Genomic DNA, 26,291 nt, shown 5'->3' with positions numbered 1-26,291 from the left:
CTACATGACTCTCCTTCCTATTCCTGATTTCGATCATACCCGGCCTGCTTGATTTCCAACCACTCTTGGAGTCCAAGCCGGTCCAATTCCTTCAGGTACGCTTCCCACTCCTTATCGATCTTGCCGTTTGTAATCCATTCGGCTTTTTTACGGTTGATATAAGCAAAAAGATCTGTTTCAATCTTGGATAACTTATCGAGGTCCTCCAAGGAGAAGAATACTTTAGGGTAGATATTTTCTGCCTTCATATGAGGGACCATTACATCTTTCATTAGCCCCAGTCTCCATGCAGCATCATCCGGTTTGGTGGTCACAGGTCCGTAATACTCATCCAATATGGCAAGAGGACCACCGATGGAGGTTTTCTCACGGAGCTCAACAGGGGCCGTTCCTTCCAAAGGAAGGTGTTTCAATGCTTGATCAGCCTCATTGAATTCAAAAATATTCTGCTGTTTTTCATCACCATACGTTCCCCAATTATCCTGTACGGACTGGAGCGGGTCATATAACTGATCGATCCATTTTGCCGTAAGCTCCAGATTTTTATTCGCCGATGTGATGACCATTTTATTGCGGTCAAATCCCATATTATTGGTTCTCGTCACATTTTTCTCTCCATCTGGCCCTTCAAGTGGAGGCAGCAGGTCATACGTATCATTCATCCCGGTGATATTGGCCTTGTCCCAGGTGAAGTACATTCCATAACGCCCTTCTTTTCCTTTTGAAAGATAGGTATTCCAGTCTTGTTCAAATGCTTCTACATCGATCAGTCCTTCTTTGTACAGGTCATTCAAATAACGGATGGCCTCCTTATAGCCCTCTTCAGCAGCCGTCATTTTGATTTCCCCATCATCGGTCACCACAGTATGATCTCCATTTTCCCCGAGACCGAAGGCACCAAACAGATGAGAGACGTCTTCTCCTCCATGGTTGATGATGAATGACATCGGAATTTCGTCTGCCTTTCCATTCCCATTCGGATCTTGTGTTTTAAACGCTTTCAAAACATCTTTCAGCTCTTCAGTATTTGTCGGCATGTCGAGTCCCAACTTATCCAGCCACTCTACATTGATCCACGGGAAATCATCAACAGAGTGGATGCTTTCTTTTCCTGCACCAAGCTCCTCTATCCATGGGAAAGAATAGATATGTCCGTCAGGAGCCGTCATCATTGCTTTATACTCAGGGGCATCCTCGAGGACCTTCCTCAAGTTTGGCATATGTTTTTCAATCAAGTCTTCCACCGGGACAATCGCTCCGTCTTTTGCGAGTTTCAGGATTTCATAATCCCCGTACCCTGTGTTCATGATGGCGTCGGGCAAATCACCGCTTGCGACAGCAAGATTCCGTTTCTCATCGAAGGTTTCCCCTGCCGTATAATTGGTCCAATCGATTTCCACACCTGTTTGCTTCTGCAGCCTCTTCAGGATCAGTTTTTCATTTGGGTCATTCGGTGCCAATGGTGAACTGGACGTCATGATTTTCAGACTGACGTCTTCCTTCAATGGAAATTTGATGTCCTTCAGCTCGTAGTCTTCGGAAGATGCACTTTTACTGCTATTGCTGCAACCTGCAGTAACCAGGATTCCTGTCAATACTGCAGCTGACATTGTTTTTGACCATTTCTTCATTCTCTTTTTCCCCCTTGAGATTATTTTAATGAACCGACCATTACACCCTTTTCAAAGTACTTTTGGAAGAATGGATACATGATGATGAGTGGAAGACTCGCCAGCACGATGGATGAATACTTAATCATTTCTGAAATCCTCTGTAGCTCTGCGGCCGCCTGCTGATCCCCGATCATTCCTGGCTGTACCTCATTTTGAATCAGGATTGATCGTAAGACGAGCTGAAGGGGATAGAGGTCCCTGTCTTCAAGATAGATCATGGCATCAAAGTAGGAATTCCACTGACCGATGAACGCATACAGAGCAATGACAAAAATGATCGGTTTTGATAGCGGAAATACGATTTTCAGGAATATTTTAAATTCAGAAGCTCCGTCGATCCTCGCCGCTTCCTTCAGTTCATTCGGTATCGATTTGAAGTAGGTCCTTGAGAGGATGATGAACCACACATTGATGGCATTCGGAATGATGATTGCCCATACGGTATTCAGCATGCCGAGGTTCTTGACCACCAGGTAGGTCGGGATCAATCCACCGTTGAAGAACATCGTGACCAGGAAAAATATCATGATGAAACGCTTCCCGACCAATTCGTCCGATGATAGAGAATAACCTGCGAGAATACAAACCGTCACTGTCACGATGGTGAAACCCGCAGAATAAAGCATGGAGTTTATGAATCCCCTTACGATGGAACCATCTTCGAAAATCTTCCGGTACCCTTCAAGGGTCCAGTCGGAAGAATTGAACGACAATCCCTTGCTCAGCAGTACATTCGGTTCCAGAAGTGAGGCAAGGAGCACATAGAGTAATGGAAACAATACCACTACGACGATGCCGCATAACAGGATCTTATTGGTGAATAGAATGAATCGGTCTGACTTTGAATAGGTGTTCATCTGAATGCTCCCCTTTCTAAAGAAGTCCTTCTCCCTCATTCAACTTCTTGACCACCCCGTTGACGAAGACCAGTAGGATGACGTTTACCAGCGCGTTGAATAATCCAACAGCCGTTGCAAAGGAATAGTCCCCAGCTTGTAGTCCCCGCTTATACACATAGGTTGAAATGATTTCTGAAGAAGGGATATTCATAGACGTCTGCAGCAAGTATGCTTTCTCGAATCCGATGGCCATGATCCCGCCTGCAGCCAGTATGAATAGAACAGCCATTACCGGTTTTAATGTTGGCAAATCGATATGCCATATCCTCTGCAGAAGGGATGCTCCATCGACTGTTGCGGCATCATGGAGCTGAGGATCCACATTTGCCAATGCAGCCACATAGATAATCGACGCCCATCCCGCTCCTTGCCATACACCTGACCATATATAGATGCTACGGAACGCATCGGGGTCTGACATGAACGAGACCGGCTTATCTGTGAAGAAGGAAAGCATGGCGTTGATTGGACCGGTGGGAGAAAGGAAAAGAAAAACCATCCCTGATATGACCACCACGGAAATGAAATGAGGTGCATAAAGAACAAGCTGGATATTCTTCTTCACCCCCGCCCTCCTGATCTGATTGAGCATCAATGCTAGAATGATCGGGATTGGAAACCCGATCAACAATTCAAACGAGCTCAATTTGATCGTATTAAGAAGGATCTCCATGAAATTAGGGGAAGAAAGAAAACTTGTAAAATGCTTCAACCCCACCCATTCACTCCCCATGATCCCCCTAATCGGGCTGAAATCTTTAAAAGCGATGGATGCACCGTACATCGGTACGTACTTGAACACAATGGTTAACAAGATAGCTGGTGCCAATAACCAATAAAGAAGATGATTTCTCTTAACAGAAGCCCACTTGACCTTCCAACGGCTCTGCGGTTTCGCTGATACGGCAGTTTCGGTACCTGCCTTAGCTATTTCCTGCACATTAATACCCCCTTTTTCTCTTTAATGAAAGCGATATCATCGTCTACAAATCTCACTTTAAAGGATACTCTCATTAAAAACGTCCACTATTTTCGGCTGATACATTACAACATTTTCGGGTGTAAAGAAAAGCGGAGGGGGCTTGCCCTGAGGCGACAAGCATAAGGCGAAGATCTCGGAAAGGCGTCCTTTGCCTTTTTGAGATCTTTGACTTATGACCTCGAGCCTCAAGCACCCGGAGCTAGACAAGAAGAAAAGTGGAGGCGGGTCGGGCTGACCCGACAAGCATAAGGCAAAGGCGCCGGAAAGGCGTTCTGTGCCTTTTTGGGGACTTGGACTTATGACCTCGAGGGTCAACCCGCCGGAACTGGTCAAAGAAAAGCGGAGGGTGCTTGCCCTGAGGCGACAAGCATAAGGCGAAGATCTCGGAAAGGCGTCCTTGGCCTTTATGAGATCTTTGACTTATGACCTCGATCCTCAAGCACCCGGAGCTGGACATGAAGAAAAGCGGAGGCGGGTTGGGCTGACCCGACAAGCATAAGGAGGAGGCACCGGAAAGGCGTTCTGTGCCTTTTTGGGGACTTAAAAACAAAAAAAGAGACCCGGTAGGTCCCCATTCTTCATTGCTAACGTCTTTTATACCATCATTCTTCCATATCCTTGATGCCGTCCTCGATCTTCTTTACGGCTTCATCGGCCGCAGAACCAACATCTTTATTGGCGATTCCCACATCTTCAAACAAGATGCGCATGGCCTCACTCACTACAGGATAAGCGGCTGTGACTGGCCTGTTCCTAGAGTACTCCTGTGCCTGATGGACGAATATATTCTTGGGGTACTCTTTCAGCTCTGGAAAGCTTTTGGCAACAGAATACCTTGCCGGCACATCCCCTGTAATCTCAATATAGCGTCTTGAACCCTCATAGCTCGTCGCATATCGGATGAATTCCCAGGCTTCATCGGGATGTGACGCCTTCGACGAAAGACCAAGGGCCCACCCGCCATTTGGAACGACCCGCTGAATCCCTTTTGGTAAGGATGTGATGCCATATTCTTTTCCAAGCTTGAATTCAGGGTTTTCCTGTTCATAGCTATCTGTCATCCACGATCCCTGTATGACCATCCCCAACTGACCGTTTTCAAATGCATCCGGCGGCATTTCAACTTTCGCTATGCCCCGTTTTTGATACATATCCTGATAAAACTGAAGTGCCTGCAGGCTTTCGGTCGAATTCAGATACCCTTCTGCCGTATGGTTGTCAGGGTCCATGATCTCCCCTCCGAACTGCCAAATGAGCGGGATCTTGTAATATGCGGGGGATTCACCGTCGGGAAACCCTTGAGCGGGATCGATACCTATGATCTCATCTGATAGCGCAGAGATTCGTTCGGCGGCTTCGGCTACCTCATCCCATGTCATGGGATCCTCCGGGTCCTTCGAAGGAAGAGGAACGCCGGCTTTTTCAAATAGCCGGATATTGTAGAACAATCCGACGCTGGACTCCGCGATGGGAGACAAGTAGATGTCCCCCTCATACATCAATCCTTTCAAAGTGGGCTCAGCCAGATCCTCCACCCGTCCCTCCTTTTTCATATAATCATCGATGGATGTAAGGGCACCGGCACTCGCATACAGGGCCAGCGTCGGTGTATCAATCGTCATGATATCCGGCGGACTCCCTGCAGCAATGGCCGTCCGGAGCTTTAGTTCGTAATCCCCGTAAGGGATCTGGGTCATCTTGACCTGAATAGTGGAGTGCTCTTCGTTAAACGTCTTGACCAGTTCTTCATACGCCTGATTTTCAAGAGCCGTCCCCTTATTCCTCCAGAAGTTCAGGGTGATTTCAGGTGTATGCTTGGGGGCGGTTGCCACTTCTTTTCCTCCCTCATTGAAAATCGGTTCAATGGAAAGATAGCCGGCTGCCCCCAATACAAGGATGAGTCCCAATAGGATCGGAAGCTTCCATTTCACTTCTCTTCTCCTCCTTCAGTGCCCAGGCCTTTTCTGTAATCGATCGGTTTCACACCGAATTTCTTTTTAAACACCGTACTGAAATAACCTGAACTTGAAAATCCACAAATATGGGCGATATCAATGACTTTCAGCCCGGTATCAACAAGAAGTTCCTTCGCTTTTTTCATTCGCAGAGAAATCAGATAGTCCGTAAAATTCTGCCCTACCTGAGCCTTAAAGAGTTCCGATAAATAGGCTGCATTAATATGGAACTGACCTGCCAGTGTGGCAAGGGACATGTCAGTGGCATAGTGGATGTCCATATATGCTTTGACTTGGGAAACGACCTCTTCTCCATTAGCCGGCGTCTTGAGCTTGCTGGCCATTCTCATGATACGATTGGATAGCTCCGTCAATTGATGGATTACTTCCTGATATGAGGTCAACTCCCATATGCTTATCTGGCATTTCCAGACCTCTTCCCCTACCTCGGCCCTTTTGGGGTCATACTTTCCGGCAAGGAGATTGAGATGCAGGAGGATTCGATTCGCTGTCAGTGTAAAATCCATTACCGATGACTGTCTTTCAAGCAGATTCGTAAGAAACGACTGCAGAAGACTTTCATTACCCTGTTCAATATAAGCGTTAAGCACTTTTACAGCTTCATCGGGAAAATCGGGGTCATTTTCCCTCTTATTATCATCGATTAATTGTGATTCTATGTTGATCGAGCTTTGCCCCCATGCGAGGATGGAAGATTCATAGCCGGATTTAAGAGCCCTCTCCCCCTCACCGGCTTCCCTAATCCTATGACTGATTCAAGCCCGAGGAATTCCTTTGCAGCTCGTTGTACATCTGTTGCCAGTTTGTTCACATCATCGATCCTGCTTATGTAATGAACCATATGGGGATAGCTCGCGTCTACAAATGAAAGGGCCCTTTCCCCGGCAAGTTCCCGACAGATCATCCGGAAAGGCAGGAAGAGCGCCCTAAGGTCGGACCTGGACATGCTTCCCCTGATCTCAACTGACAGGAACCTCACTTCCTGGTTGCAAAATGCTTCCAAACCCAGGTACATCAACTTCTCTTCACTGATGGAGAGGCCAGCCCATTCATCCCTCACAAGTTGTAGGAGATATTGCTCTCTTATATCCGCAAGCTGATCTTCCATCAATTTTTTTGCTCGTTCTTCCCTATATTCTTCAGCCTTTTCACGGATCAATTCGTCTTTAATATCCTTTAAGGCTGAAGATAATTCCTCGGGATCCACGGGCTTCAGCAAATATCGCTTGACTCCCTCATGCATTGAGGCCCTGACATATTCAAAGTCAGCGTATCCCGAAAGGATGATGGTCCGGATCTTCGGATAGCTACTGGCCAGTTCTTTCACCAGCGCAATCCCGTCCATGATCGGCATCCTTACATCCGTCAAGACAATATCAGGCTCTTTTTCCTCCATGAGACGCAGAGCTTCTCTTCCGTTTGACGCCTCCCCGACAACTGTGAACCCTTCCTTCTCCCAATCAAGCTTCCATAGCAGCCCCTTTCGAACCTGAGCTTCATCATCGGTTATCAGCACCTTCATTCTTCCCTCTCCTCCTTCTCCATTGCAATTATAAGGGTGATCCGAGTCCCACCGGGATCCTTATTTTCAATCGAATACGAAAAGCGGTTTCCATAGGAAAGCTTCAATCTTCCAAGGACATTCTTCAGTCCTATGCTCTTGCCCCTGCTGTCGAGAACATTATTTTCGTTTCGATCAATCTTCGCAAGTTCCTTGATGACCGTTCCAGGTATGCCGATTCCATTATCCTCCACAATCAAAACCGCCTCATCTCCGACTTTTCGGGTGGAAATTCCGATGGAAGCCACATCGTTCCGTATAAAGCTATACTTTACTGCATTTTCGACGAGAGGTTGCAGGACGAACTTGATGATCGGTACATTATCGAGTGCTGGATCCTCTTCAATCAGTATATGTAGGGCATCTTCATGACGAAGTTTCAATACTTCCGTATATCGGCGCATATAGTTTATTTCTTCCCCTATTGTGACAACATCCCTTTCAGTATCAAGGGAATACGAGAGCATCCGCCCCAAATGGACGGTCACATCAATGACTTTACGATTTTCCCCTTGAGCGGATAGTCCTCCTATCACTTCAAGCGTATTGTTCAGGAAGTGCGGATTGATCTGTAGCAGCAGTGCTTTGTACTCCGCGTCCTTCCTCCTGATCTTTTCCTGATACTCCGTTTTGATCAGTTTGTCCAATGTCTTGGTTGTATTCTTGAATGCCTTTACGGCATAACCGATTTCATCGTTCCTCGTGCGGATCGCGGGAAACCCTTTTTCAGCCTCTGAGAACTTTCCCTTTTCGACAAGTTTCATAGATTCCGTCAATTTCCATAGAGGCTTGACGATATTCGAAGACAGGATGTAAGAAATCAAGATTGTCAGTAAAAAGATCCAGCCGCTGATCAATAAAAGATTCCTTTGCAGTGAGTGGACAGGCGCGTAGAGATCGGATTTTTTTATTTCGCTCATCAGGATCCAATCGCCAACCCCCATTTTTTGATAAAAGACCAGATGCTTGGTTTCCCCCTTAGTCACTTCCACTACACCTGTTCTTGCAGAATGATCCTTCATCTCGTGCAAGCTCATCTTCACGATATCGGATGATATATCCGGATTCCCTCCCAACACGTCTCTCCCTTTAGCATCCAGCAATGATACGTGCCCCTCATCTCCAAGCTTTACTTTTTCAAGTGACTCCTCTAGCAGGACGGTAGGAAAATTCACTTTGATGACGCCGGAGAGGTCCATCGTATTCAAATCAAAAAGAGGAAGAAGGTAACTGTTGACTTCATCCTCATTCCACTCATGATGTGACCTCATCCAACGTTGATCATAGTCATAAAATTCCTTGAACCAAACAATCTCCCTAAGAGGAGGAAGCGTCTGTGAAGTACCTGTTCCATCATTTAGATAGACAGATACAGACATTGATTTTGAATTATTCACCATCATCGACGAGAGCTCCGTTTTCAATTGATTCTTCATATAGAGTAGATCTGTGTCGGACTGCCCGTTTTCCTCTGAACGCACCCACTCCTGAGTAGCGGGATTCACAAGCACCTGTTTTCCAAGGTCTTCCACCTGAGAAGTCAGTGAATCGGAGTATTGAGAAAATTGATCCATCATTTCTACGGTCGCTTCGGTCGTTTTCTTTTCCATGATGGTACCGAACCACTCGGGGACGAGGAGTGATAGCGTAAGGAAAGGAATGGTCAGGACAAGTGTAAATATTAGTAGCAATCGAATTCTAAGTGAAATGTACATGGCCGCTCCCTTTCAACGTTTCTGTCTACTAAATGTATCATAGATCAATAAATTCCAGTAGATACATTTAAAGGGCGTGTTCTACCTCCGTGCTTCCATACATAGGATGGGATAATTGATTTTACGGGGAGGGCAAAGGATGAAAGGCAGCGTCATGGCAATGGATATCGGAGACGTTTTTTATGAAGGCGGCTACACAGGCACCGTGGTGGGATGTTGTCATGAACTGTCTCAAGCGGGAGACCAAACATTTTACATGATTCAAAACAATGACCGGCTGCACATTAATGTGGCTTCCAGTGAAGCAAAGGGTGTGCCCCGTTTCTATCAAACCCGATTTGACCTGCTTGATAGGGTACATCTGCATATGGCCGGAATGTTTAGGACAGCTATCATTAAAGGAATAGCACTAATCTGGCATGACAACGGCTCAAAGGTTACCTATCATGTGGAAGATGGAAACGGTACCCTCCATACCTATATACCTGAAGAGGATCTTTTGAATTGGGACGCGCATCATGCGCCATAAAAAAGAAGCTCCCATTCGAGGAGCTTCCGGTCACGCATTAAAAGAATGCTTTTTCCACATTGTATCTGGCTCTAAGCGCATTGATGATATATGTTTCGTAAATTTCGCGTTCCATTGCATCTTCCACAAATAAGACATCGATGCGATGAACTTCCTTCCTGTGTTCGCGAAGGGGCGATACTTTATCTTCCAGATGCTTTTTAACACGCTGTCTCAGCTTTCTGGCTTTTCCTACAAACAGAAGTTCGTCCTTGTTGTCATAAAAGAGGATGATTCCACCTTTATCACGCGGAATTTCATGAAGGTCGATGAAACCCTCGATCGGTTGAATTTTAATTTCTTCATTTTCGTTCTGTTTGCGTTCTGTAATGGATACATCCGCTTTTGGAATGGTAATATTGATCATTGAACGTCACGTCCTTTTTATACTGTAAGGGCTAATAGTATCATATAACAGGACAGAAAGCCATCTCATTCACAAAAAACGAAGCCCTACCCGGTTGTTGAAGGTTTGATTCTTATTCTTGAACACGAATGCATTCTTCTGAAAATCAATCGTAAGTTCATGATCATAGGCGTCTTCGAAATCGTCGTCCACAATGAAGGTGACACCCTTATAGTCAATGCTGCGTTCATGGTTTTGCAGCTCTCTTGGAGGGATCACTTTCATTTCGTATACATTATTCACGATATCACAACTCCCCCGGTCGAGGGCAAGCTGCACCTTATGGTCGCGGGGTATTTCTGATAGTTTCATTAAAGCTGGGTCTGTCAGGGTTAGATTCATGCTGATCCTCCTTATGGAATTCTGATTTTCAAGTGTCGAGGAAGACTTTTTACAGTCAACGGCAGTGTGCATCCTTCATCCCCATCAATATTCGCCTTCATGTCAAGGGATGAGGACGCTTCGATCTTGGTTGCTTTCAGGTGATGAACCTGAGGGCTTTCTGTCAGTTTACCCGCCAATATTTTAGGAAGCAATAAGAGGAACTTGGGTATCGGCATATCTTCGATGATATAGACATGAAGCGATCCATCATCGACTTCTGCTTCCGGGGCGATGGATTCGAATCCCCCGATGGAATTCGTCATGGCGATGAGGGTCAATAAGGAATCCCCCCTCCAGGTCTGCTCTCCTGACAGCTCTAACGGAAACGGCTGTTTCTCTTTCATTTTTTTCATACCCTCCACAACATACGCGAGAGGACCGAGCTTTGATTTCTGCTCTGCAGTCGTAGAGAATGAGGCTTCAGCCAATGCACCCACGGCGATGATGTTGATGAAATAGCGGTCATTCACCTTCCCGATGTCGGCTTCCCGGGTATTGGTTGATTTCAATACCTCGAGGGCCTCCTCAGGCTCGAGCGGCAGTGATATCGCCCTCGCAAAATCGTTCACCGTTCCCAGTGGCACCAGGGCAAGCTCTGGGCGGTGGGGTTTCTCTGCCATGCCATTGATCACTTCGTTTACGGTTCCGTCCCCGCCCATACATATGATCAGGTCAAAGCCTCTCTCGCAAGCTTCCTCCGCAAACAATGTAGCATCCCCTTCTCCCTTCGTTTCACGCACCAAGACCTCATAGCCTTCGAGATTATGTATAGCTTTTTTCTCGTAATCCACCGCTTCTTCCTTTCCAGAAGAAGGATTGATAATGATCATCGCCTCTTTCATGCCTTTTCCCCCTGACTGTCATTTCTCATACTATACCCCTTGGACCAATTGATAAATCCTTAAAAAATCATTGGTATGATGTTTACTGACATGAAAAGGAGGGTACTCATATTTAGGTTTGCAGATTTTTCGCACTACCTTCTATACATATGAAAAGAAATCATCTTGTTGGAGGCGTCAATCATGAAACATGCAATTGATATAAGCGGCTCTTTATTCGACTGGGATCTTGTGAACGGGGAAGTTCATTTTGAAAATGAACGGGTCGTATTGTTCTGGGTGGATACGGCATTCAAGACCCTTTTTGATACGATCGAAGAGATAGCAGGGCATAAAGAGTCAAGACTTGTACTGGAAACTTCAGGATACAGGACCGGAACCATCGTAAGTGATTTTTACAGGCGCTCCCTCGGGAAAGTAGATGACATCCTCGGCAAGCTTCCGACCACCTATGTGACAGCGGGCTGGGGTGATACAGAGATTGTATCCTATTCAAAAGAAGGGCTTCATGCCGTGATTCGCGTCCGGAACAGCTGGGAATATCAGGTCAATAAGGAGCAAGGAAAAAATCAAGAAGGCACATTCCTTCCAGGTCACTGGGCCGGGGTCCTGACGGGCTTATTCGGGGAGAAAATGTGGTACAAGGTGAACAGGAGCCAACTTGAAGGCGACCCATATAGTGAGTATGAATTCAATCACTCCGACATCACACCTTCATTGAATGTCAGCGCATTAATCGAAGAACAAACGAATGAAATGCAGCAAAAGATGGATCTTGCAGCAGCCGAGAGAACACATACCCTTTCCAGTATCATCAAGGAGATCTCTTCTCCGATCATACCCGTCCTCGATTCCATCCTGGTAGTGCCCTTGGTTGGTCGCTATGATGAAACGAGGGGTGAAGAGCTCCTTAACCGCACCCTCCTTAATCTCCCAGGATATAAGGCGGATTACCTCATCATCGACGCTACAAGCTTAATCGGGGTGGATGAATTCACATTGAATTTCATTCAAAAATTTGTCGCAGCCACCTCCCTTCTTGGGACTCGCTGCCTATTGGTGGGAATCTCGGCTGAATTCAGTATTCAAATTGCCCAAAGCGGACATGAAATCAAGCGGATCCCATGTTTTTCTGTCCTTCAGCAAGGCATCCATTATGCCCTCGGTCAAATGGGGCTGTGCATCACAAAGAAGAACCCCGTTTCTTGAACGGGGTTCTTCTTTTTAAGCGATGTCGATGATCAATCTATGGTCATTCAACGTTACTTGCTTTCCACCAGATAATGCTTCTACTTTCATCTCCTTCACCAAGACATTTTCACGTATCAGTGATTCATTGTGTTCGATCGCCTTCCGTATTTCCGGGTCTCCGTCCAACCGAAGGGAAATCCTAGCTTCTATTGGAAGGTCGCGCTCTTTCCGCTCGGTCTGGATGGCCCGTATGACTTCACGAGCCAGACCTTCAAGCTTCAATTCCTCTGTGATTTCCGTATTGAGGATAACCTGATAAGAAGCATTTGCGCCCATGGAAAGCCCCTCTTCTGCCACCCTCTCCACAAGAAGCAACTCAAATGGAACAGTCAATTGCTCGCCTTCGATATCCAGATGTAACGTTTCCGCTTGGACAATCTGTTCTGCTTCACTTTGACTTAATTGATCTAAATATTTCTTGACTGCGCCGACTTTTTTTCCTAATACGGGACCGGCTTTTTTGAAATTAAGCTTCACTTCATACGATACAAGATCATTGGATGTTTCCTGTACAAGGACCCGTTTGACGTTGATTTCTTCTTGAATGATCCTTTGATGTTTTTTTAACGCTTCACCGTTTTGTGGTTCAGTGGCAATGACGGTCATTTCCGATAGAGGTTGCTTCGTTTTGATCGATTTTGCATTTCTGACGCTCCGAGCGAGTTCAACCACCTGAAGGACGGCAGCCATTTCCCTTTCGATTGATGGATCGCTGTAACCTGTTCCCCCTTCAGGATATTCGGCGAGATGTACGCTTTTGCCCGTGAGGTTAAGGTGGATATCTTCGGCAAGGAACGGAATGTAAGGTGCAGCCAGTTTACTCGTTTCCACTAGTACATGATGGAGTGTGGAGAATGCAGCAAGTTTTGAATCTGACACGCCTTCCTCCCAGAAGCGATCCCGTGAGCGGCGGATATACCAGTTACTGATTTCCCCAATGAATACCTCAAGAGCCTGAGCTCCCTTGGTGAAGTCGTAGCGATCCAATGCTTCCCTCATGTTTTGAGACACACTGTCCAGTCTTGAAAGGATCCACCTGTCCAGCAGGGTCTTTTCTCCTTGGTCTAATTCTGAATAGGTGAATGAATCGATTTTCGCGTACATGGTGTAGAATGAGTGAACATTAACCAGAGTATCGACTACCTTTGATTTTGCTTCCAGCACCACTCTTTCAGAGAAGCGCTTGTTATTCCAAGGAGCACTGTCAGCAAGGAGTGACCATCTGAGGGCATCAGCACCGAATGCAGAGACAAGGTCCATTGGATTCAATGCGTTCCCTTTACTCTTCGACATCTTCCGGCCCTCTCCGTCTAAAATATGACCTGTAGCCAGTACGCGCTTATAAGGGGCCTTTCCCGTGAACAATGTTGAAACAGCCAATAAGCTGTAGAACCATCCCCTGGTCTGGTCTATTCCTTCACAGATAAAGTCTGCTGGGAATTGCTTTTCAAATCGATCCTGATGTTCGAATGGATAATGTTGCTGTGCATATGGCATGCTTCCGCTGTCGAACCAAACATCAATCACTTCCGGTACACGCGTCATGGATCCTTCACACTGATCACAGGTCAGATGAATGTGATCGACAAAAGGTTTATGCAGTTCAACGGAATCGATTTCTTCCACAGAACGGCTCCTCAGGTCATCCATGCTTGCCGGTGCGTATTGATGGCTGCAAGAATCACAGATCCAGACGGGTAGAGGGGTGCCCCAGTAGCGGTTCCTGCCGATATTCCAATCCACCATATTTTCAAGGAAGTGACCGAAACGGCCTTCTTTAATATGTTCCGGGTACCATTCAACATGTTCATTATTCTTGATGAACTGATCCTTCAACGCCGTCGTACGGATGAACCAGCTTTCAATTGCATAATAAAGCAGGGGTGAATCACAGCGCCAGCAATGGGGTAGCTGTGCTCATACTTCTCTTTATGGAACAGGAGCCCTTCGACTGCAAGATACTTCACGATGTCCACGTCGCAGTCTTTGACAAACCTACCTTGGAAAGGTGGGACGGCGTCCGTGTACTTACCTTGTCCGTCTACGACATTCACAAATGAAAGACCATGATCTTTCACCAATTGGTAATCATCTTCTCCGTAAGCAGGAGCGATATGCACGATCCCTGTTCCACTATCAGCAGTGACAAAATCCCCTGAAACTACGATATGCCCCTTTTCCGGGGTCACAAATGGAAAAGGAGGGATGTAAGGGGTGCCTTCCAATTCACTTCCTTTGAAACGGGATATGATGGTTGCTTCTTCTGAAAAATGCTTGTCTTTCAGACTTTCGGCAACGATATATGTATCACCGTCACTTTTCACCTTTACATATGTTAATGCCGGATTGACGGCGAGTGCCATGTTGGCTGGCAGAGTCCATGGTGTTGTCGTCCAGCCGAGGATGAATTCATTTTCGCTTCCCTTGATGCGGAATTTCGCTGTAGCAGAGAGATCCTTGACATCTTTATAGCCTTGAGCAACCTCATGGGAACTGAGTGTAGTCTGACAGCTCGGGCAATACGGCGTGACCCGATGCCCTTTATAAAGGAGATCCCGTTTGTGAAGGTCGCTGAGGATATGCCACACACTCTCGATATAGTCGTTCTCCAAGGTAATATAAGGGTCATCCATATCTACCCAATACCCTATGGCCTCCGTGAATTCCCTCCATTGTTTCTCATAATGAAAGACGCTGTTCTTGCATTCATTGATGAACTTTTCCACGCCATAGTCTTCGATCTGCTGTTTCCCTGAAATCCCTAGCTGCTTTTCCACCTCCAGCTCGACCGGTAATCCGTGGGTATCCCACCCTGCCTTGCGATATACCTGATACCCTTGCATCGTTTTGTATCTTGCAACAAAATCCTTGATGACCCGTCCCAGTACATGACCCGCATGGGGAAGACCATTGGCCGTTGGTGGTCCCTCATAAAAGACAAACGTTTCTTTACCCTCCCGCTCAGAAATGGATTTCCCGAACGTACCGGCTTCCTTCCAGTACTGCTGGATTCGTTCTTCACGCTTATGCGCCTTTTCTTTTACATCAACTGTTTTCATCGTGAACCCTCTTCCCTCTGAATGATCAAACAAAAAAACCGCCCCTTATAAAAAGGGACGGATGTTATTCCGCGGTACCACCCATCTTCCGCACAAATTGTACGGCACTCGGTCAACACATTAACGGCTGTGCACCGACCCTGCCTATGCTTCCTTCAGCAGGACTTCTCGGGGGTGATTTTCCGAAAGGTTCTCCACCGCTTCTCACCACACAGCGGCTCTCTTAAGGAGGTTTCCTTCTGTACTCTTCCCGTCATGGAATTTGAATATTTCCAAAAGGATACACCCTCATCTTGTAAAAGTCAATCATTTTTTCCTTATTCATCCTTTTAATATTTAAGGAAGGTGGTCACACTACGGTCAGTCAAATACCTCTTGGTGGCCAGGTCATTCAGCCATTTTTTTTGATTCAACTTATAGGTTCCATGCTGATCCTGATAAGTCTTTTGATGGAGATTCACCGTTACGGCTTCCTCTCTTCTATTCACGGCCACTCCTCCCTTCTTCCCTTCACAATATTCATACAGCTCGACTACATCCCCTATTGCCATGAGCTCATTCAACAACATTAATAACGGAAGGTCATCATCATACGCCTCATAGAGATACGGCAATGTGAAAGGTACATCTCCCCTATATTGTTCCGCGGATTTCAAGCCGATCCCGAACTCTTCTTCCCATCTGGTCGATTCGACATCTATATTCCTGATTGTGGCAATCAAAATGTGACATGTCACAAACATCTTCCTCTCACAATTTCTAATTATAAATGGATTTATTTCCATTATGTATGGAATGACCCGTTTTTTTCAAGTCATTCGTGCCGTCATTCATTACCATGTTTAACGTTGCTCTGGGGTGGTATCTTATCGGTATCATCAAGATTAGGAGGCTTTTATATGCCATTGCTTACATTCGATCTAATCGAAGGAAGAGACCCTTCGACAGTAAAAAAAATATTGGATAGTGCCCATCAAGCAGTCCTTGAGGCTTTTGGTGTTCCTGAAAGGGACCGCTATCAGATCGTTCATCAACACCCGAAGCACGAGATGATCATTGAAGACACGGGACTGGGCTTCAACAGAAGCGATGATGTGGTCGTCATCACCATCACGAGTAAACAACGGACCGATCAACAGAAAAAGAAATTGTATCAACTGCTGGCTGAAAAACTTGAGAAGGACTGCGGCATCTCACCAGATGATCTGATGGTATCGATTGTTACGAATCGTGATGCAGATTGGAGTTTCGGTGAAGGGGAAGCTCAATTTCTTACAGGTAAGCTTTAAAAGAGAACGATTCAAGAGGCTGTGCGGCTGCAGCCTCTTTTTGGTGTGCTCCTTTAGGTGATCGTAAATAAGAATGCCTACTTACAATCGACCACTCTGTCACTTGGAATAATTTAAGACGAATTGCACTCGAAGCCGTGCCGCATACTGGTAAGAAGGAACATTATTTGAGAAACCATAATGACTATGAGGTGTCAAAATGAACGATCAATCAAAAGTGAGTAACTGGTGTGTCGTCAGTATGGCCTCCATCCCACTCGTCATGACGCTGGGGAACTCCATGTTGATACCAGTACTTCCGATTTTTGAAAAGAAGGTTGGCATCTCATCCTTCCAAACCAGCATGATCATCACGAGTTATTCTATTGCTTCCATCTTCCTTATTCCCATTGCCGGCTATTTGTCGGATCGGTTCGGACGGAAAATGGTCATCCTTCCGAGTCTTGTGTTTTCTTTAATCGGCGGTCTGATTGCAGGCTACGCATCATGGAAAATGAATGATCCTTTCCTTTGGATCATTATCGGGAGGGTCCTGCAAGGGATCGGTGCAGCAGGTGCAGCCCCCATCATTCTGCCCCTTGTAGGTGATCTATACAAAGATGATGATGAGAAAACAAGCTCATGCCTTGGAATCATCGAAACGTCCAATACGTTCGGCAAGGTATTGAGCCCCATTTTGGGAGCGGCTTTCGCGGCTTTCTTATGGTTCCTGCCGTTTTTCTCCATCTCTTTTTTCAGCCTTATTTCCATCCTGCTGGTCATTTTTTTCATTAAAGTACCTAAAAAAAAGGATGCCCCTGTCGAACTTAAGGAGTTCATCAAGAAAACGAAAGGGATCTTCAAGGAGCATGGCAAGTGGATTTGCACAGTATTTACAATAGGTGCGTATGTGATGCTGGTCCTATTCGGCATTCTTTTTTACTTGAGTGATTCATTCGAAAAGATCCATCACTTATATGGTGTGAAGAAGGGGTTTGTCCTGGCGATCCCTCTGCTTGCCCTTTGTGTCGCTTCTTACATCTCGGGAAAGAACATCAAAGGAAATTTGAAACGAATGAAAGGGATCATGGTTGGCTGTCTTGCCCTCTTGACCCTATGTGTGCCATTCGTCGGTTTTCTCAGAGAACAGTTGGTCTTCCTGCTCTGCCTCACAGGTTTAATCGGGATAGCCATCGGTGCCCTTTTACCGACCCTCGATGCCCTGATTACGGAAAACATTGAAAAAGAAGAACGAGGGACCATTTCTTCGCTTTATAGTTCCTCCCGTTTTATCGGTGTCGCTGCAGGACCCCCTTTGGTTTCGCTGGTTATGAAAAATGGGTTGAATGTGAGTTTCATCGGTGCGGGACTTTTTGCGGTGATCATCATCATCTTGGTTCTGTTTTGGGTCCACACAGAAGAAAAAACGAACCCGCAACAGGCTGGAGGATCATCATGAAGAATCAATCAGCTGAGCCTTCTCTTTCCTGGTGGCATCTTTCCTTGATCGGTGCTGGAGGTACGGTTGGGACGGGGTATTTCCTTGGTACTGGAATTGCGCTGAAATCATCGGGCGGGTTCACCATCCCTGCGTTTCTTATCGCTGCGTTCGCAACCTGGATCGTGTATAAACGGCTTGCCATGATGACCATGGCCGATCCTTGCGAAGGATCCTTCTGTACCTATGCTGGAAAAGCATACGGAAGATGGGCGGCGTTCCTGTGCGGTTGGATCTATTGGATTTCCACCGTATTGATCATGGGAGGTCAGTTAACCGCCCTTGGGATTTTGTCCAGGTACTGGTTCCCTTCCATTCCCCTTTGGGTTTTCACCCTTATCTTTGCGGTGCTATCCATCACGGTCGTACTACTCGGAGCAAGGGGATTTGATATAGCGGAAGACTTTTTTTCAGTCATCAAGCTTTCAGCACTTGTGATCTTCCTATTCATCGGGGCATCACTGTTATCTGGAGGCAGAAACCACTTCCACCTGAATGGTTCAATGCCATTAGATGAAGGATTCAATCGGATGAGGACTTCCTTGATCTTTGCTTTCTATTCCTTCGCAGGCATCGAAGTTATCGGGCTGATGGCTTCCCGGCTCACGGAAACCAAAGACATTTTCAAAAGCGGGAGAGCACTGATCCTTTGCCTTGGCTCATTGTACGTATTGGCCCTTTGGGTGACAATGAAACTGCAGGCACCCACCCACTTTTCCAGTGAGGAGAGCCCATTTATATCCGTCCTGAATCGTGGACATGTCCCCATCGTTGCCTCATGTTTTAACGGCGTCATCCTGATAGCCGGTTTTTCTGCATTGGCTGCAGCGTTATTCAGCGTCACCCGCCTCCTTCGGTCTATGGCGGATGAAGGTGAAGCACCAAGGATATTCAAAAGAAAATGGAAGAGGGATATCCCTCTTCCTTCCCTCTGCCTCTCCGTTGCCGGTATGGGAATCGCCATCATTGCTTCTCATCTCTTGCCAGGGATCATCTTTGAGGCCTTCATCACTGCCGCAGGCATCCTGCTACTCTGTAATTGGGCATTCATCCTGCTTTCATCCTTCAAGCTACTTGACAAAGATGTCAGGAGAAACGGAGTGAGCCTGTTTGCATTGGCCATCCTCGTGTTGGCCATCAGCGGGACGTTCACACTGAAGGAAAGCAGATATGGATTCTATTTGAGCATGGTGCTTCTGGTGCTGATCAGTTTAGCCTCCCTGCTGTTCAACTATAAGTCATCCCGTCGTTTAGCGAAGTCGTGAAGACAGCAGCTCCGCTGTCTTCTTTCCATTCTGTATACAGGCACCAATGCCCACACCGTAATAGGAAGCGCCAGCAAGCATGACCCCAGGGAATTCAACAGCAAGGTTTGTTTCCAGTTGTCTCACTGATTGTGCATGTTCCATATTGTAATTCGGCATCAGGCCGGACCAGTCCGTTACTTCCTGAAGAATGGGCTGTTTGCCTTTGATGCCGATCGTCGCCTCTATATCCCGGAGTGCTATAAGAAGCAATTCATCTTGAGTGAGATCATGGATCTGTTCCCAATGTGGATTGGAATCCTTATAGAAAAGCCTCACAAGAAGCTGACTATTCAAAGAGGTATGCTTCCACTTCCTGCTGGTCCATGTGCAAGCATCACATTTAACCCCGTTTTGTTCTTCCGCAACGATGAACCCAGTGCCATCTGCAGGCAATACGGTGTCAGGGAGTTCAAATCCAAGGTATATACTTTTAAGGGATTTATTCTTAAGGAGTGAAAAGCCTTCATCCAGTACCGGGTGCCCCAAAATCTTCCTTGCCTGATCGTGCGGAATCGCCAGGACGACTGCATCCGCTGATATGATTTCACCATTGGTGAGCTCCAATGAATAAGTGCCACCGGCTTTTTGCAGACTTTCCAGTCCGTTCGCCTTGTACTTTTCTGAATGCGGCGTGCGCTCATCCAATCGATCGATGATGGCAGATAGTCCGGTTTTAAACGAAACAAATTTCTTATTGGACTTCCCCTGATGTTTTTCTCGGTTGATCCATAGACCCTTCATGATACTGCCATAGTCATTTTTATAATCTAATAGGTACGGAAGTGTGGAGGACATGCTCAGTGTGTATAAATCTCCTGAATATACACCCGATAAGACGGGTGCAATCTGGTTTTGAACGAGCTCTTTCCCCAAGAAGGACTCCAGGAAATCCCCGATGGAATCTTCCTTGGTGAACGTCTCATTCACTGTTTCGAAATCCCGGAGTGCAGCCCTTTTTCCGTCATCTGAAATCAGCGTACTTTCCATCAGGGAATCTATTGTCATGGGGATACCAAACACCGAATCACTTGGAATCTTATGTAATGTGTCCTGAGTATAGATAAACGATGTACCCGTTTCGTTGTACACAAGTTCATCCATAAGCCCTACCTCACCGATAAGCTCAAGTACCCCGGGATGTCTTGATACAATGGAATCTGCACCGGCTTCGATAATGAAGGGATCCGATGGAATCGATTTGATTTTACCGCCAAATTTATGTTCCCCTTCAATCAAAAGGAGCCTTACCTCTTCATCTTTTAAGTATTCCTGAAGGTAATATAGTGTCGTGAGACCGGTGATACCTCCACCGACAACTGCCACTGTCTTCATCCTGTTCACTCCAAACGCTTAATTCATTCTATTCATACGGTATCATGATTGGCCGGGATATTCGAGTGATTCACTCTAAGTTTGTGTGTCTGAAAACGCACATTAAACCAAGTTGACAACTTGGTATACTTGGTTTACAATATAAACAATACAATACTTATCAAGAGAGGTAGAGGGAATGGCCCTGTGAAACCTCAGCAACAGATTCCTTAATGGGAACACTGTGCTAATTCCTCAAGCAGCTGCTTGAAAGATGAGTTGAAGAGTCCGGGCAATCCTTCTTCTTATCCCGAAGAGGGATTTTTTTATCCTCTTCCTTACTATCCATGAGGAGTGAATACGATGGAAACTACGCAAAGAAGGAATGAATTGATCAATAAACTGATCGTCCATAAAGTGTACAAAAAAGGAGAAAGGCAACTGTTTGAACTGACCCTTGAAGAATTGGAAGAGGAGTTTCGCTGCGTAAAAAAAGAATGTCACCCACACACTGAGTCCGGCTCCATCCATTGGGTAAATGGTGCCAAAGCGACCCTTTAAACCGATCACGAACCCCCATCTGGTTAGGTTCAAGCCATTCAATAATGAGATATTGAATGGTTTTTTTATCGTCTGTTCCTTCCTTTCACTCTTTTCCTACTGCGGCAATACCCAATGCATGGTGCTCCCAAAGCATCTGGGTCACCCATTCTTCATCCTTGTTCCCGCAGTTGATGATAAGGATGATCTCAGATGGCTGAGCATGATCGGTGAGGATCTGTTTTCTCTCCTTGAACCTAACCAGGAACAGGTCTATAAGGAAACCAAGGACTAGTCCGCTCCCTGCACCAATCAATCCCCAATAGATCGGCCCCCATTCCAATACAAACCCACGACTAGTGGTTATGACCGAAAAGATGACAGCCAGGAACATACCTTTATTGAGAAGGGAATGGCCATCAGAATAATGGATGGAGTCAAACAGCCTTGTTTCTTTCTTCCTGCTTTCTAGGGGGATGGCATATAGATCATCCAATCCCCTCTCTTCAAGCTTGACGATGCTCATCTCAATGTAGGATGAATGATTGAACGATGCGATGATTTGCACTACCTGACCCTCCATCCTCTACCAATCAACAAAGATCCCTTCTGATAATACTTTTTTAGAAGAGCCGACTGTTCCCGGTCGAAAAGTTTATTGTTCTCTACAACCCCCACATACGCATCATATATGGTGAAAAAATAAAAGGACGGCATATACAATAACCATTGTTTATCAAGCACATTTATGGCGGTTTCCACTCTTCCTAAAATGAGATAATGAATTCCCTCCAACAGATGGGAGTGGTATACGTAAATTACAGTGGTCACCAGCGTGAAAAGACCGGATACAATCCGATGATTATAAAAATGCCCGACGCTCGGTATAGCCATCGACCAAAAAAAAGCTGAAACAGGGCATCGCTTGTCGAGATAGTTGATTTCTAAAGGATGTATAATGAGTCTCTGATTGATGCTCGACTTGTTTCCTATATGACTCAAATAAACCTTATTCAAGTCGACGGCGGTTCTATGGCTATCCCATATGGCAAACAAGTACACCGGAATATACAAGTGCATGAATTGTACATCAAGGACGCTTTTAGCTGCGTCGATATCACCCATGAACGTATAAACCATGGCTGTATTCAGATGGATGGTCTGGTTGATATAGATCTCCCAAATCACCAGGGCGAAACCTCTAAGGTATTTGGAAAGAAGGAGATGACCGAACCCCGGAAAAGCCATGGACCACAACGCGACAATCATGGGGTTCCTCAAATGAATCTGTGTGGTGCCGAAAATACTCACGTATGCAAGATTCCCTTGTTCACCGGCATTATTCAACCGTTTCATTTGATACTCCTCCCTGCTCCATTCTTTGGATAGTTTCTGCCATGGGAAGGGATTCATACCTGTTCAAATGAAATTAAATGATATGTATGAATACCGAATCATACAAAAAGCTGTCCGGACAGACCTAAAGTCGGATCTGTCCGGACAGCTTTCAGCTTATTTTTTGGGCTTCTTTGATTAACTCATTGATTTTCCCCGATAAAACCTTTGTTTCCGCAGTCATTTGTTCCTTGTCTTTTGCACGGACGGTGTATGGTTGGCCGATAACGATAACGGCTTTATGACGGTTACGCAATAGTTCTTTAAACGATGTAGGCCCGTGATAGGCTGCCGGTACAATGGGTACCCTGGAGAGGTTTGCAATGGTGATGGCACCGCGCTTTGCTTCCACATCCTCATCTGAACGGGTTCCTCCAGGGAATACACCTACAATCGATCCTGCCCGTAGGAGCTTAACGGGCTTCTTGATACTTGAAGGGGAAGGGTTCTCACGATTCACAGGAAAGGCATGAATCTTATGTAAGATATAAGCGGGAATCTTGCGGTCAAATAATTCCTTCTTCGCCATAAAGTGAACGGGTCCGGGCATACTGAAGCCTAGAGCGACGACGTCGAGCCAAGTTTTGTGGGAACACGTCACGATGTAACCCCCATCTTTAGGGAGTAGATGGGCATTTCGGATTTCCACTTTTCCAAAAATCAATTTTGCTAGGTTTGCGAGAAATGAGTACATGAAATCACCCCATCATCTAGTTTTAATACCTGGTACTAATTATAGTGGAAATCCGCCATTTTACAACTACTAATTTTTATGGGCAACTCTCTGGAAAATAGGCAAGGCAGCTGGTACGATGAAAAAGATGACCATGATGAATTCAAGGAGGACGCGGAATGGATCCACAAGGACAAGAAAAGTTTCTATCTTTCATTTTACAAAGGGTTCAAGAGGGCAAGGAAGAAGAGGCTAAAGAAATTTTAATGGAGAACTTCAAAAAACAGCAGAATGGGACCTTCTCAAATGAAGACGTCCACTCCTTCCTCCCAAGGATCACGGCATTACTTGAGGAGGAAAAAATCAGTGAGGTTCATGCAGTGGTAAGACAGTTTTCCATGACATTCAACAAGACTGGAGATTCCCGCTGAGTCATTGAAAAGGACGGTATGGAAGCATACCGTCCTTTTATCTTTCATCCCTCTCGAGGTCAGGTTGAAATTCTTCTGATGCTTCGGTTTGATAATCCTGACGATAAACGGGGACAGAGGACTCGGGCGAAAACACATTTTTCCTGAGATGACGGTGAAAAAACCACTCGAATGAGCTCACTGCCACTGCCGCCACAAAAGACCTTACAAGAAAGGTTTGAGAACCAGTCACCATGGCCGAACTGAGAAAATAAACCACGATGGAGCTCAAACCAAAGTCTGCAAGCACTGCCCAACCGTTCGTTGTTCTTGGCAGCAGGTACAAATCACCGAGGAGATAACCGATCAGGACGAGTACACCAGTCAATGCAATGATGGATCCCATAGTTAAATTTTGAATCCCTGCCAACACCGTGTAGAGGATCAGGAATGTGACGACCAGTTTTAATAGAAAAGCTGAAACATACTTCAAGAACATCCCTCCTGCCTTTAGGGTTTGCAGGAAAGAACGGATTATGTATCAGACTTCCTACTTTCTTATACCTTCCAATGTACTGAGCATGGTATCCAACAGTCGGTTTCCTTGTTCGTCTTTCCACTCTGACCTGATCCATCCTCTCTCAGCTTCAATCAGTCGCAGGATCTCACTGGCAGCCTGTTGATGAGTGAAAGGTCCTATGAGCCCCATGATTTTCTTCACATTTCCGACAAGTTGCTCAGGAAGACTCGTCTCAAGGGATTTATACCCGAGCTGTGCCCTCTCAGGCTTGTATCGTTGCAAAAGCACACTGGAGAAATTCCTCATTGTGTGCTGCAGCATTTCCGCGGCCCAAAGATCGTTTCCCCTTCTCATCGCTTTGAGGTATTGGAATAGGAACCAACCGGTGTCACCAGCGAATTCGTTGAATTCGGCATCGGATAATAAAAGGTTTTGACTTCTCTCGAATGGGCTCAACTTGCCTTCAGGGTCATAGATGACCTTGAAATAATCTTTCTGCTTGAATGTCTTTTCCGTGACCGTGAAGAGGTCGACATGAAGCAGGTCTTCATAAACTGCAATGATTTGTGGGGCGATGATGAACAAATCATCATGAAATAGGAGCTTCCCGTAGGCTTCCAGGTGTTGAAGCCGGTCCTGAAGGAATGACGTCAGATCGTGTTCCTCGACAAGGCAATAAAGGTCCACGTCGGAAAACTCATCTTCTTCTTCACGCCCCATCGATCCCTTTACATAAATGCTTTTCACCCTGCCATCTTTTTTCAGACTATCTGCAATGGCTTCGACAGCAATCTTTTGCTTCATCCTCCACACTTCCTCTTTTTTGATATTACGCCATTATATTCCTTATTCGTGTTTTCTTCAATTCTTTTTTATTTCTTCCCAAAAAAAGAACAAGCCCATGAGGCCCGTTCAATTGTTTACTTCGATTGCATCTTTGTGATAATATTCTGCAAAGATTTCAGCGAAAGCTTCTGTAGAGTTGTAAAGTTCCACCAGGTTATTCTCTACCCCGCCGAACTCAAGGAGCAGGGCCCTTTCGGTCAGATCCTGATTGTATACGCCATTCCCCTCTGCCTTTGTTTTGACGAATACCCCCCTGCTGATGCCCGGATAATCTTTTTCCAGCTTGGCGTGAAGATCCCTGGCAATTTTCAGGTTCTTTTCATAATTTTTATTTTCCTTCCCTACGATAAAGAAAAGGCGGGCATACGGTTTCCCGTTGATGGTTTTAGTGGTCACTTTCTTAGGCTGTGAGTCCCGGTGTACATCGATGATATAATTCAGATCTTCGTCCTGGGCGATGGCTTCTTGGACAAGACCCCTTGATAATTTATAGGATTCATAATAGGTCCAGCTCTTTTCTTTCAGTGCCTGATTCACATCGGTTTTGTCCTGGATGGTCCCGATGCCTTTTGACTCCAATTCCTGTTTCAGCTTGGCGCCGACTGCGATGACATTGACTTTTTCGTTCGTGCTGGCCGGATCGCTCGATTGATTATTCTTAATGAGTGGACTGAATGCTTCCCAGCTGTGGGAGTGATAAATGAATACAGACTTCTTGTCCACTTCTTTTACCCCGTCGTCCTTGGAGTCATTCGCCTGGTCGATCTGGTCCTGGTCCACTTCCTGATTGGTCAGCTGCTCATCGGTTGGGGCTGGTGATTCGTACGGTAGATTTGTAATATCTGTTCCCTTACCTGCTACCGCTATATGGGTATGATAATTTTCAATCCCGGGTATTTCCCTACCAAATAAACTCCTCGGATCCAATAGGGATACATTCGTGACACTTTCAAGCCAATCAAAATCATGATTGAGCTGATCTTCATTGGCTATCCTCAATCCCGTCATCTCCTGTGAAAGGAGCATAAGGAAGGTCTGTTTCGGAACCATTTCCGATACAGAGGAATACAGGAGGCTATCGACCTTCAGCTTGATGGCCATGGTGGAAATAAGCCAGATGGAGGCATACATCACAATGACTCCAATTACGACGACCCTTATGATAGCTTTCAATGAGACGGCGACGAGTGGAACTAAACTGTTTCGG

Annotated in this window: 25 protein-coding genes, 1 pseudogene, 1 riboswitch and 1 other annotated feature; of the genes and pseudogenes, 7 read left to right on the top strand and 19 right to left on the bottom strand. The window is 45.9% G+C overall.

Translation table 11 applies throughout. The annotated features are described in order from the left end of the window. Positions 1 to 17: 17 nt before the first annotated feature. From D5E69_RS11250 to D5E69_RS11220, 7 genes are all read right to left on the bottom strand, one after another. On the bottom strand, positions 18 to 1,631 hold the full coding sequence (locus D5E69_RS11250) for an ABC transporter substrate-binding protein (RefSeq protein ID WP_048016297.1): 1,614 nt from the start codon (positions 1,629 to 1,631) through the stop codon (positions 18 to 20). Positions 1,632 to 1,651: 20 nt separating this feature from the next. Further along, positions 1,652 to 2,530, bottom strand: coding sequence for a carbohydrate ABC transporter permease (locus tag D5E69_RS11245; protein ID WP_048003587.1), 879 nt, complete (start codon positions 2,528 to 2,530; stop codon positions 1,652 to 1,654). A 16-nt stretch (positions 2,531 to 2,546) separates the two neighbouring features. After that, positions 2,547 to 3,503 carry an ABC transporter permease gene (locus tag D5E69_RS11240; protein WP_370295113.1) on the bottom strand — a complete coding sequence of 319 codons (957 nt, stop codon included), beginning with the start codon at positions 3,501 to 3,503 and terminating at the stop codon, positions 2,547 to 2,549. Positions 3,504 to 4,156: 653 nt separating this feature from the next. Further along, complete coding sequence (locus D5E69_RS11235) at positions 4,157 to 5,485, bottom strand: ABC transporter substrate-binding protein (protein ID WP_053072373.1); 1,329 nt, start codon at positions 5,483 to 5,485, stop codon at positions 4,157 to 4,159. Next, positions 5,482 to 6,120, bottom strand: a complete 639-nt coding sequence (locus tag D5E69_RS11230; protein WP_213085589.1) for a helix-turn-helix domain-containing protein — start codon at positions 6,118 to 6,120, stop codon at positions 5,482 to 5,484. The genes D5E69_RS11235 and D5E69_RS11230 overlap by 4 nt, the downstream gene beginning before the upstream one ends. 65 nt (positions 6,121 to 6,185) lie before the next feature. Continuing rightward, positions 6,186 to 7,052 carry a response regulator gene (locus D5E69_RS11225; RefSeq protein ID WP_159129659.1) on the bottom strand — a complete coding sequence of 289 codons (867 nt, stop codon included), beginning with the start codon at positions 7,050 to 7,052 and terminating at the stop codon, positions 6,186 to 6,188. Then, positions 7,049 to 8,782, bottom strand: a complete 1,734-nt coding sequence (locus D5E69_RS11220; protein ID WP_231578747.1) for a sensor histidine kinase — start codon at positions 8,780 to 8,782, stop codon at positions 7,049 to 7,051. Before D5E69_RS11220 ends, D5E69_RS11225 begins: the two co-directional genes overlap by 4 nt. 163 nt (positions 8,783 to 8,945) lie before the next feature. Between D5E69_RS11220 and D5E69_RS11215 the strand changes: the two genes are divergently transcribed. Continuing rightward, a complete protein-coding gene (locus tag D5E69_RS11215) occupies positions 8,946 to 9,335 on the top strand; it encodes a hypothetical protein (protein WP_048003583.1) in 390 nt (129 codons plus the stop codon). A gap of 37 nt (positions 9,336 to 9,372) precedes the next feature. Here the strand turns inward: D5E69_RS11215 and D5E69_RS11210 are convergent, their stop codons facing one another. The 3 genes from D5E69_RS11210 to D5E69_RS11200 form a co-directional block, all read right to left on the bottom strand. After that, entirely contained in the window at positions 9,373 to 9,741 is a 369-nt protein-coding gene (locus D5E69_RS11210; RefSeq protein ID WP_048003582.1) for a nucleotide excision repair endonuclease, read from the bottom strand. Positions 9,742 to 9,810: 69 nt separating this feature from the next. Then, positions 9,811 to 10,122, bottom strand: coding sequence for an iron-sulfur cluster biosynthesis family protein (locus tag D5E69_RS11205; protein WP_063191502.1), 312 nt, complete (start codon positions 10,120 to 10,122; stop codon positions 9,811 to 9,813). An 11-nt stretch (positions 10,123 to 10,133) separates the two neighbouring features. After that, positions 10,134 to 11,006, bottom strand: coding sequence for a diacylglycerol/lipid kinase family protein (locus tag D5E69_RS11200; protein WP_048003580.1), 873 nt, complete (start codon positions 11,004 to 11,006; stop codon positions 10,134 to 10,136). A gap of 183 nt (positions 11,007 to 11,189) precedes the next feature. Here D5E69_RS11200 and D5E69_RS11195 point away from each other — a divergent pair, with 183 nt between their 5' ends. Next, positions 11,190 to 12,215, top strand: a complete 1,026-nt coding sequence (locus tag D5E69_RS11195; RefSeq protein ID WP_048003579.1) for an STAS domain-containing protein — start codon at positions 11,190 to 11,192, stop codon at positions 12,213 to 12,215. Positions 12,216 to 12,230: 15 nt separating this feature from the next. On the opposite strand, the pseudogene ileS reads toward D5E69_RS11195, so the two are convergent. After that, a pseudogene (gene ileS / locus D5E69_RS11190) lies at positions 12,231 to 15,316 on the bottom strand (isoleucine--tRNA ligase). A 50-nt stretch (positions 15,317 to 15,366) separates the two neighbouring features. Beyond that, positions 15,367 to 15,582: a binding site (T-box leader), on the bottom strand. Positions 15,583 to 15,645: 63 nt separating this feature from the next. Then, entirely contained in the window at positions 15,646 to 16,053 is a 408-nt protein-coding gene (locus tag D5E69_RS11185; RefSeq protein ID WP_048003577.1) for a hypothetical protein, read from the bottom strand. Between the two features lie 162 nt (positions 16,054 to 16,215). Between D5E69_RS11185 and D5E69_RS11180 the strand changes: the two genes are divergently transcribed. The 3 genes from D5E69_RS11180 (at position 16,216) to D5E69_RS11170 (ending at position 19,347) form a co-directional block, all read left to right on the top strand. Then, positions 16,216 to 16,605 carry a tautomerase family protein gene (locus D5E69_RS11180; protein ID WP_159129658.1) on the top strand — a complete coding sequence of 130 codons (390 nt, stop codon included), beginning with the start codon at positions 16,216 to 16,218 and terminating at the stop codon, positions 16,603 to 16,605. Between the two features lie 199 nt (positions 16,606 to 16,804). Continuing rightward, positions 16,805 to 18,043: an MFS transporter gene (locus D5E69_RS11175; protein ID WP_249931598.1), complete on the top strand. Its 1,239-nt coding sequence runs from the start codon at positions 16,805 to 16,807 to the stop codon at positions 18,041 to 18,043. After that, on the top strand, positions 18,040 to 19,347 hold the full coding sequence (locus tag D5E69_RS11170; RefSeq protein WP_159129657.1) for an amino acid permease: 1,308 nt from the start codon (positions 18,040 to 18,042) through the stop codon (positions 19,345 to 19,347). The genes D5E69_RS11175 and D5E69_RS11170 overlap by 4 nt, the downstream gene beginning before the upstream one ends. On the opposite strand, the gene hemG is transcribed toward D5E69_RS11170, so the two are convergent. Further along, complete coding sequence (gene hemG / locus D5E69_RS11165; protein WP_159129656.1) at positions 19,333 to 20,721, bottom strand: protoporphyrinogen oxidase; 1,389 nt, start codon at positions 20,719 to 20,721, stop codon at positions 19,333 to 19,335. The genes D5E69_RS11170 and hemG overlap by 15 nt on opposite strands. 154 nt (positions 20,722 to 20,875) lie before the next feature. After that, positions 20,876 to 20,981, top strand: a riboswitch (SAM riboswitch). Positions 20,982 to 21,063: 82 nt separating this feature from the next. On the opposite strand from hemG, the gene fbpA reads away from it, so the two are divergent. After that, a complete protein-coding gene (fbpA, locus tag D5E69_RS11160; RefSeq protein ID WP_048003572.1) occupies positions 21,064 to 21,261 on the top strand; it encodes a Fur-regulated basic protein FbpA in 198 nt (65 codons plus the stop codon). Between the two features lie 85 nt (positions 21,262 to 21,346). Here fbpA and D5E69_RS11155 read toward each other — a convergent pair whose 3' ends face one another. The 3 genes from D5E69_RS11155 to D5E69_RS11145 form a co-directional block, all read right to left on the bottom strand. Further along, positions 21,347 to 21,808, bottom strand: a complete 462-nt coding sequence (locus D5E69_RS11155) for a hypothetical protein (protein ID WP_159129655.1) — start codon at positions 21,806 to 21,808, stop codon at positions 21,347 to 21,349. Continuing rightward, on the bottom strand, positions 21,808 to 22,596 hold the full coding sequence (locus D5E69_RS11150) for a hypothetical protein (RefSeq protein ID WP_159129654.1): 789 nt from the start codon (positions 22,594 to 22,596) through the stop codon (positions 21,808 to 21,810). The genes D5E69_RS11155 and D5E69_RS11150 overlap by 1 nt, the downstream gene beginning before the upstream one ends. A 151-nt stretch (positions 22,597 to 22,747) precedes the next feature. Continuing rightward, entirely contained in the window at positions 22,748 to 23,329 is a 582-nt protein-coding gene (locus D5E69_RS11145) for a lysophospholipid acyltransferase family protein (RefSeq protein WP_048016310.1), read from the bottom strand. A 158-nt stretch (positions 23,330 to 23,487) separates the two neighbouring features. Here D5E69_RS11145 and D5E69_RS11140 point away from each other — a divergent pair, with 158 nt between their 5' ends. Next, entirely contained in the window at positions 23,488 to 23,739 is a 252-nt protein-coding gene (locus D5E69_RS11140; protein WP_048003568.1) for a hypothetical protein, read from the top strand. 37 nt (positions 23,740 to 23,776) lie between these two features. On the opposite strand, the gene D5E69_RS11135 is transcribed toward D5E69_RS11140, so the two are convergent. The 3 genes from D5E69_RS11135 to spoIIP form a co-directional block, all read right to left on the bottom strand. After that, positions 23,777 to 24,211 (bottom strand): DUF2512 family protein, encoded by a 435-nt coding sequence (locus D5E69_RS11135; RefSeq protein WP_048003567.1) that lies wholly within the window; start codon positions 24,209 to 24,211, stop codon positions 23,777 to 23,779. Positions 24,212 to 24,268: 57 nt separating this feature from the next. Continuing rightward, positions 24,269 to 25,042: an aminoglycoside 6-adenylyltransferase gene (locus tag D5E69_RS11130; RefSeq protein ID WP_048003566.1), complete on the bottom strand. Its 774-nt coding sequence runs from the start codon at positions 25,040 to 25,042 to the stop codon at positions 24,269 to 24,271. 108 nt (positions 25,043 to 25,150) lie between these two features. Next, on the bottom strand, positions 25,151 to 26,257 hold the full coding sequence (gene spoIIP / locus D5E69_RS11125; protein ID WP_159129653.1) for a stage II sporulation protein P: 1,107 nt from the start codon (positions 26,255 to 26,257) through the stop codon (positions 25,151 to 25,153). Between the last annotated feature and the right edge of the window lie 34 nt (positions 26,258 to 26,291).

The organism is Rossellomorea marisflavi (assembly GCF_009806575.1).
In the GTDB taxonomy this organism is placed as follows: Bacteria; Bacillota; Bacilli; order Bacillales; family Bacillaceae_B; genus Rossellomorea; species Rossellomorea marisflavi_A.
Note: the sequence above shows the minus strand (reverse complement) of the source record. Positions and strands in the feature narration are given on the sequence as shown.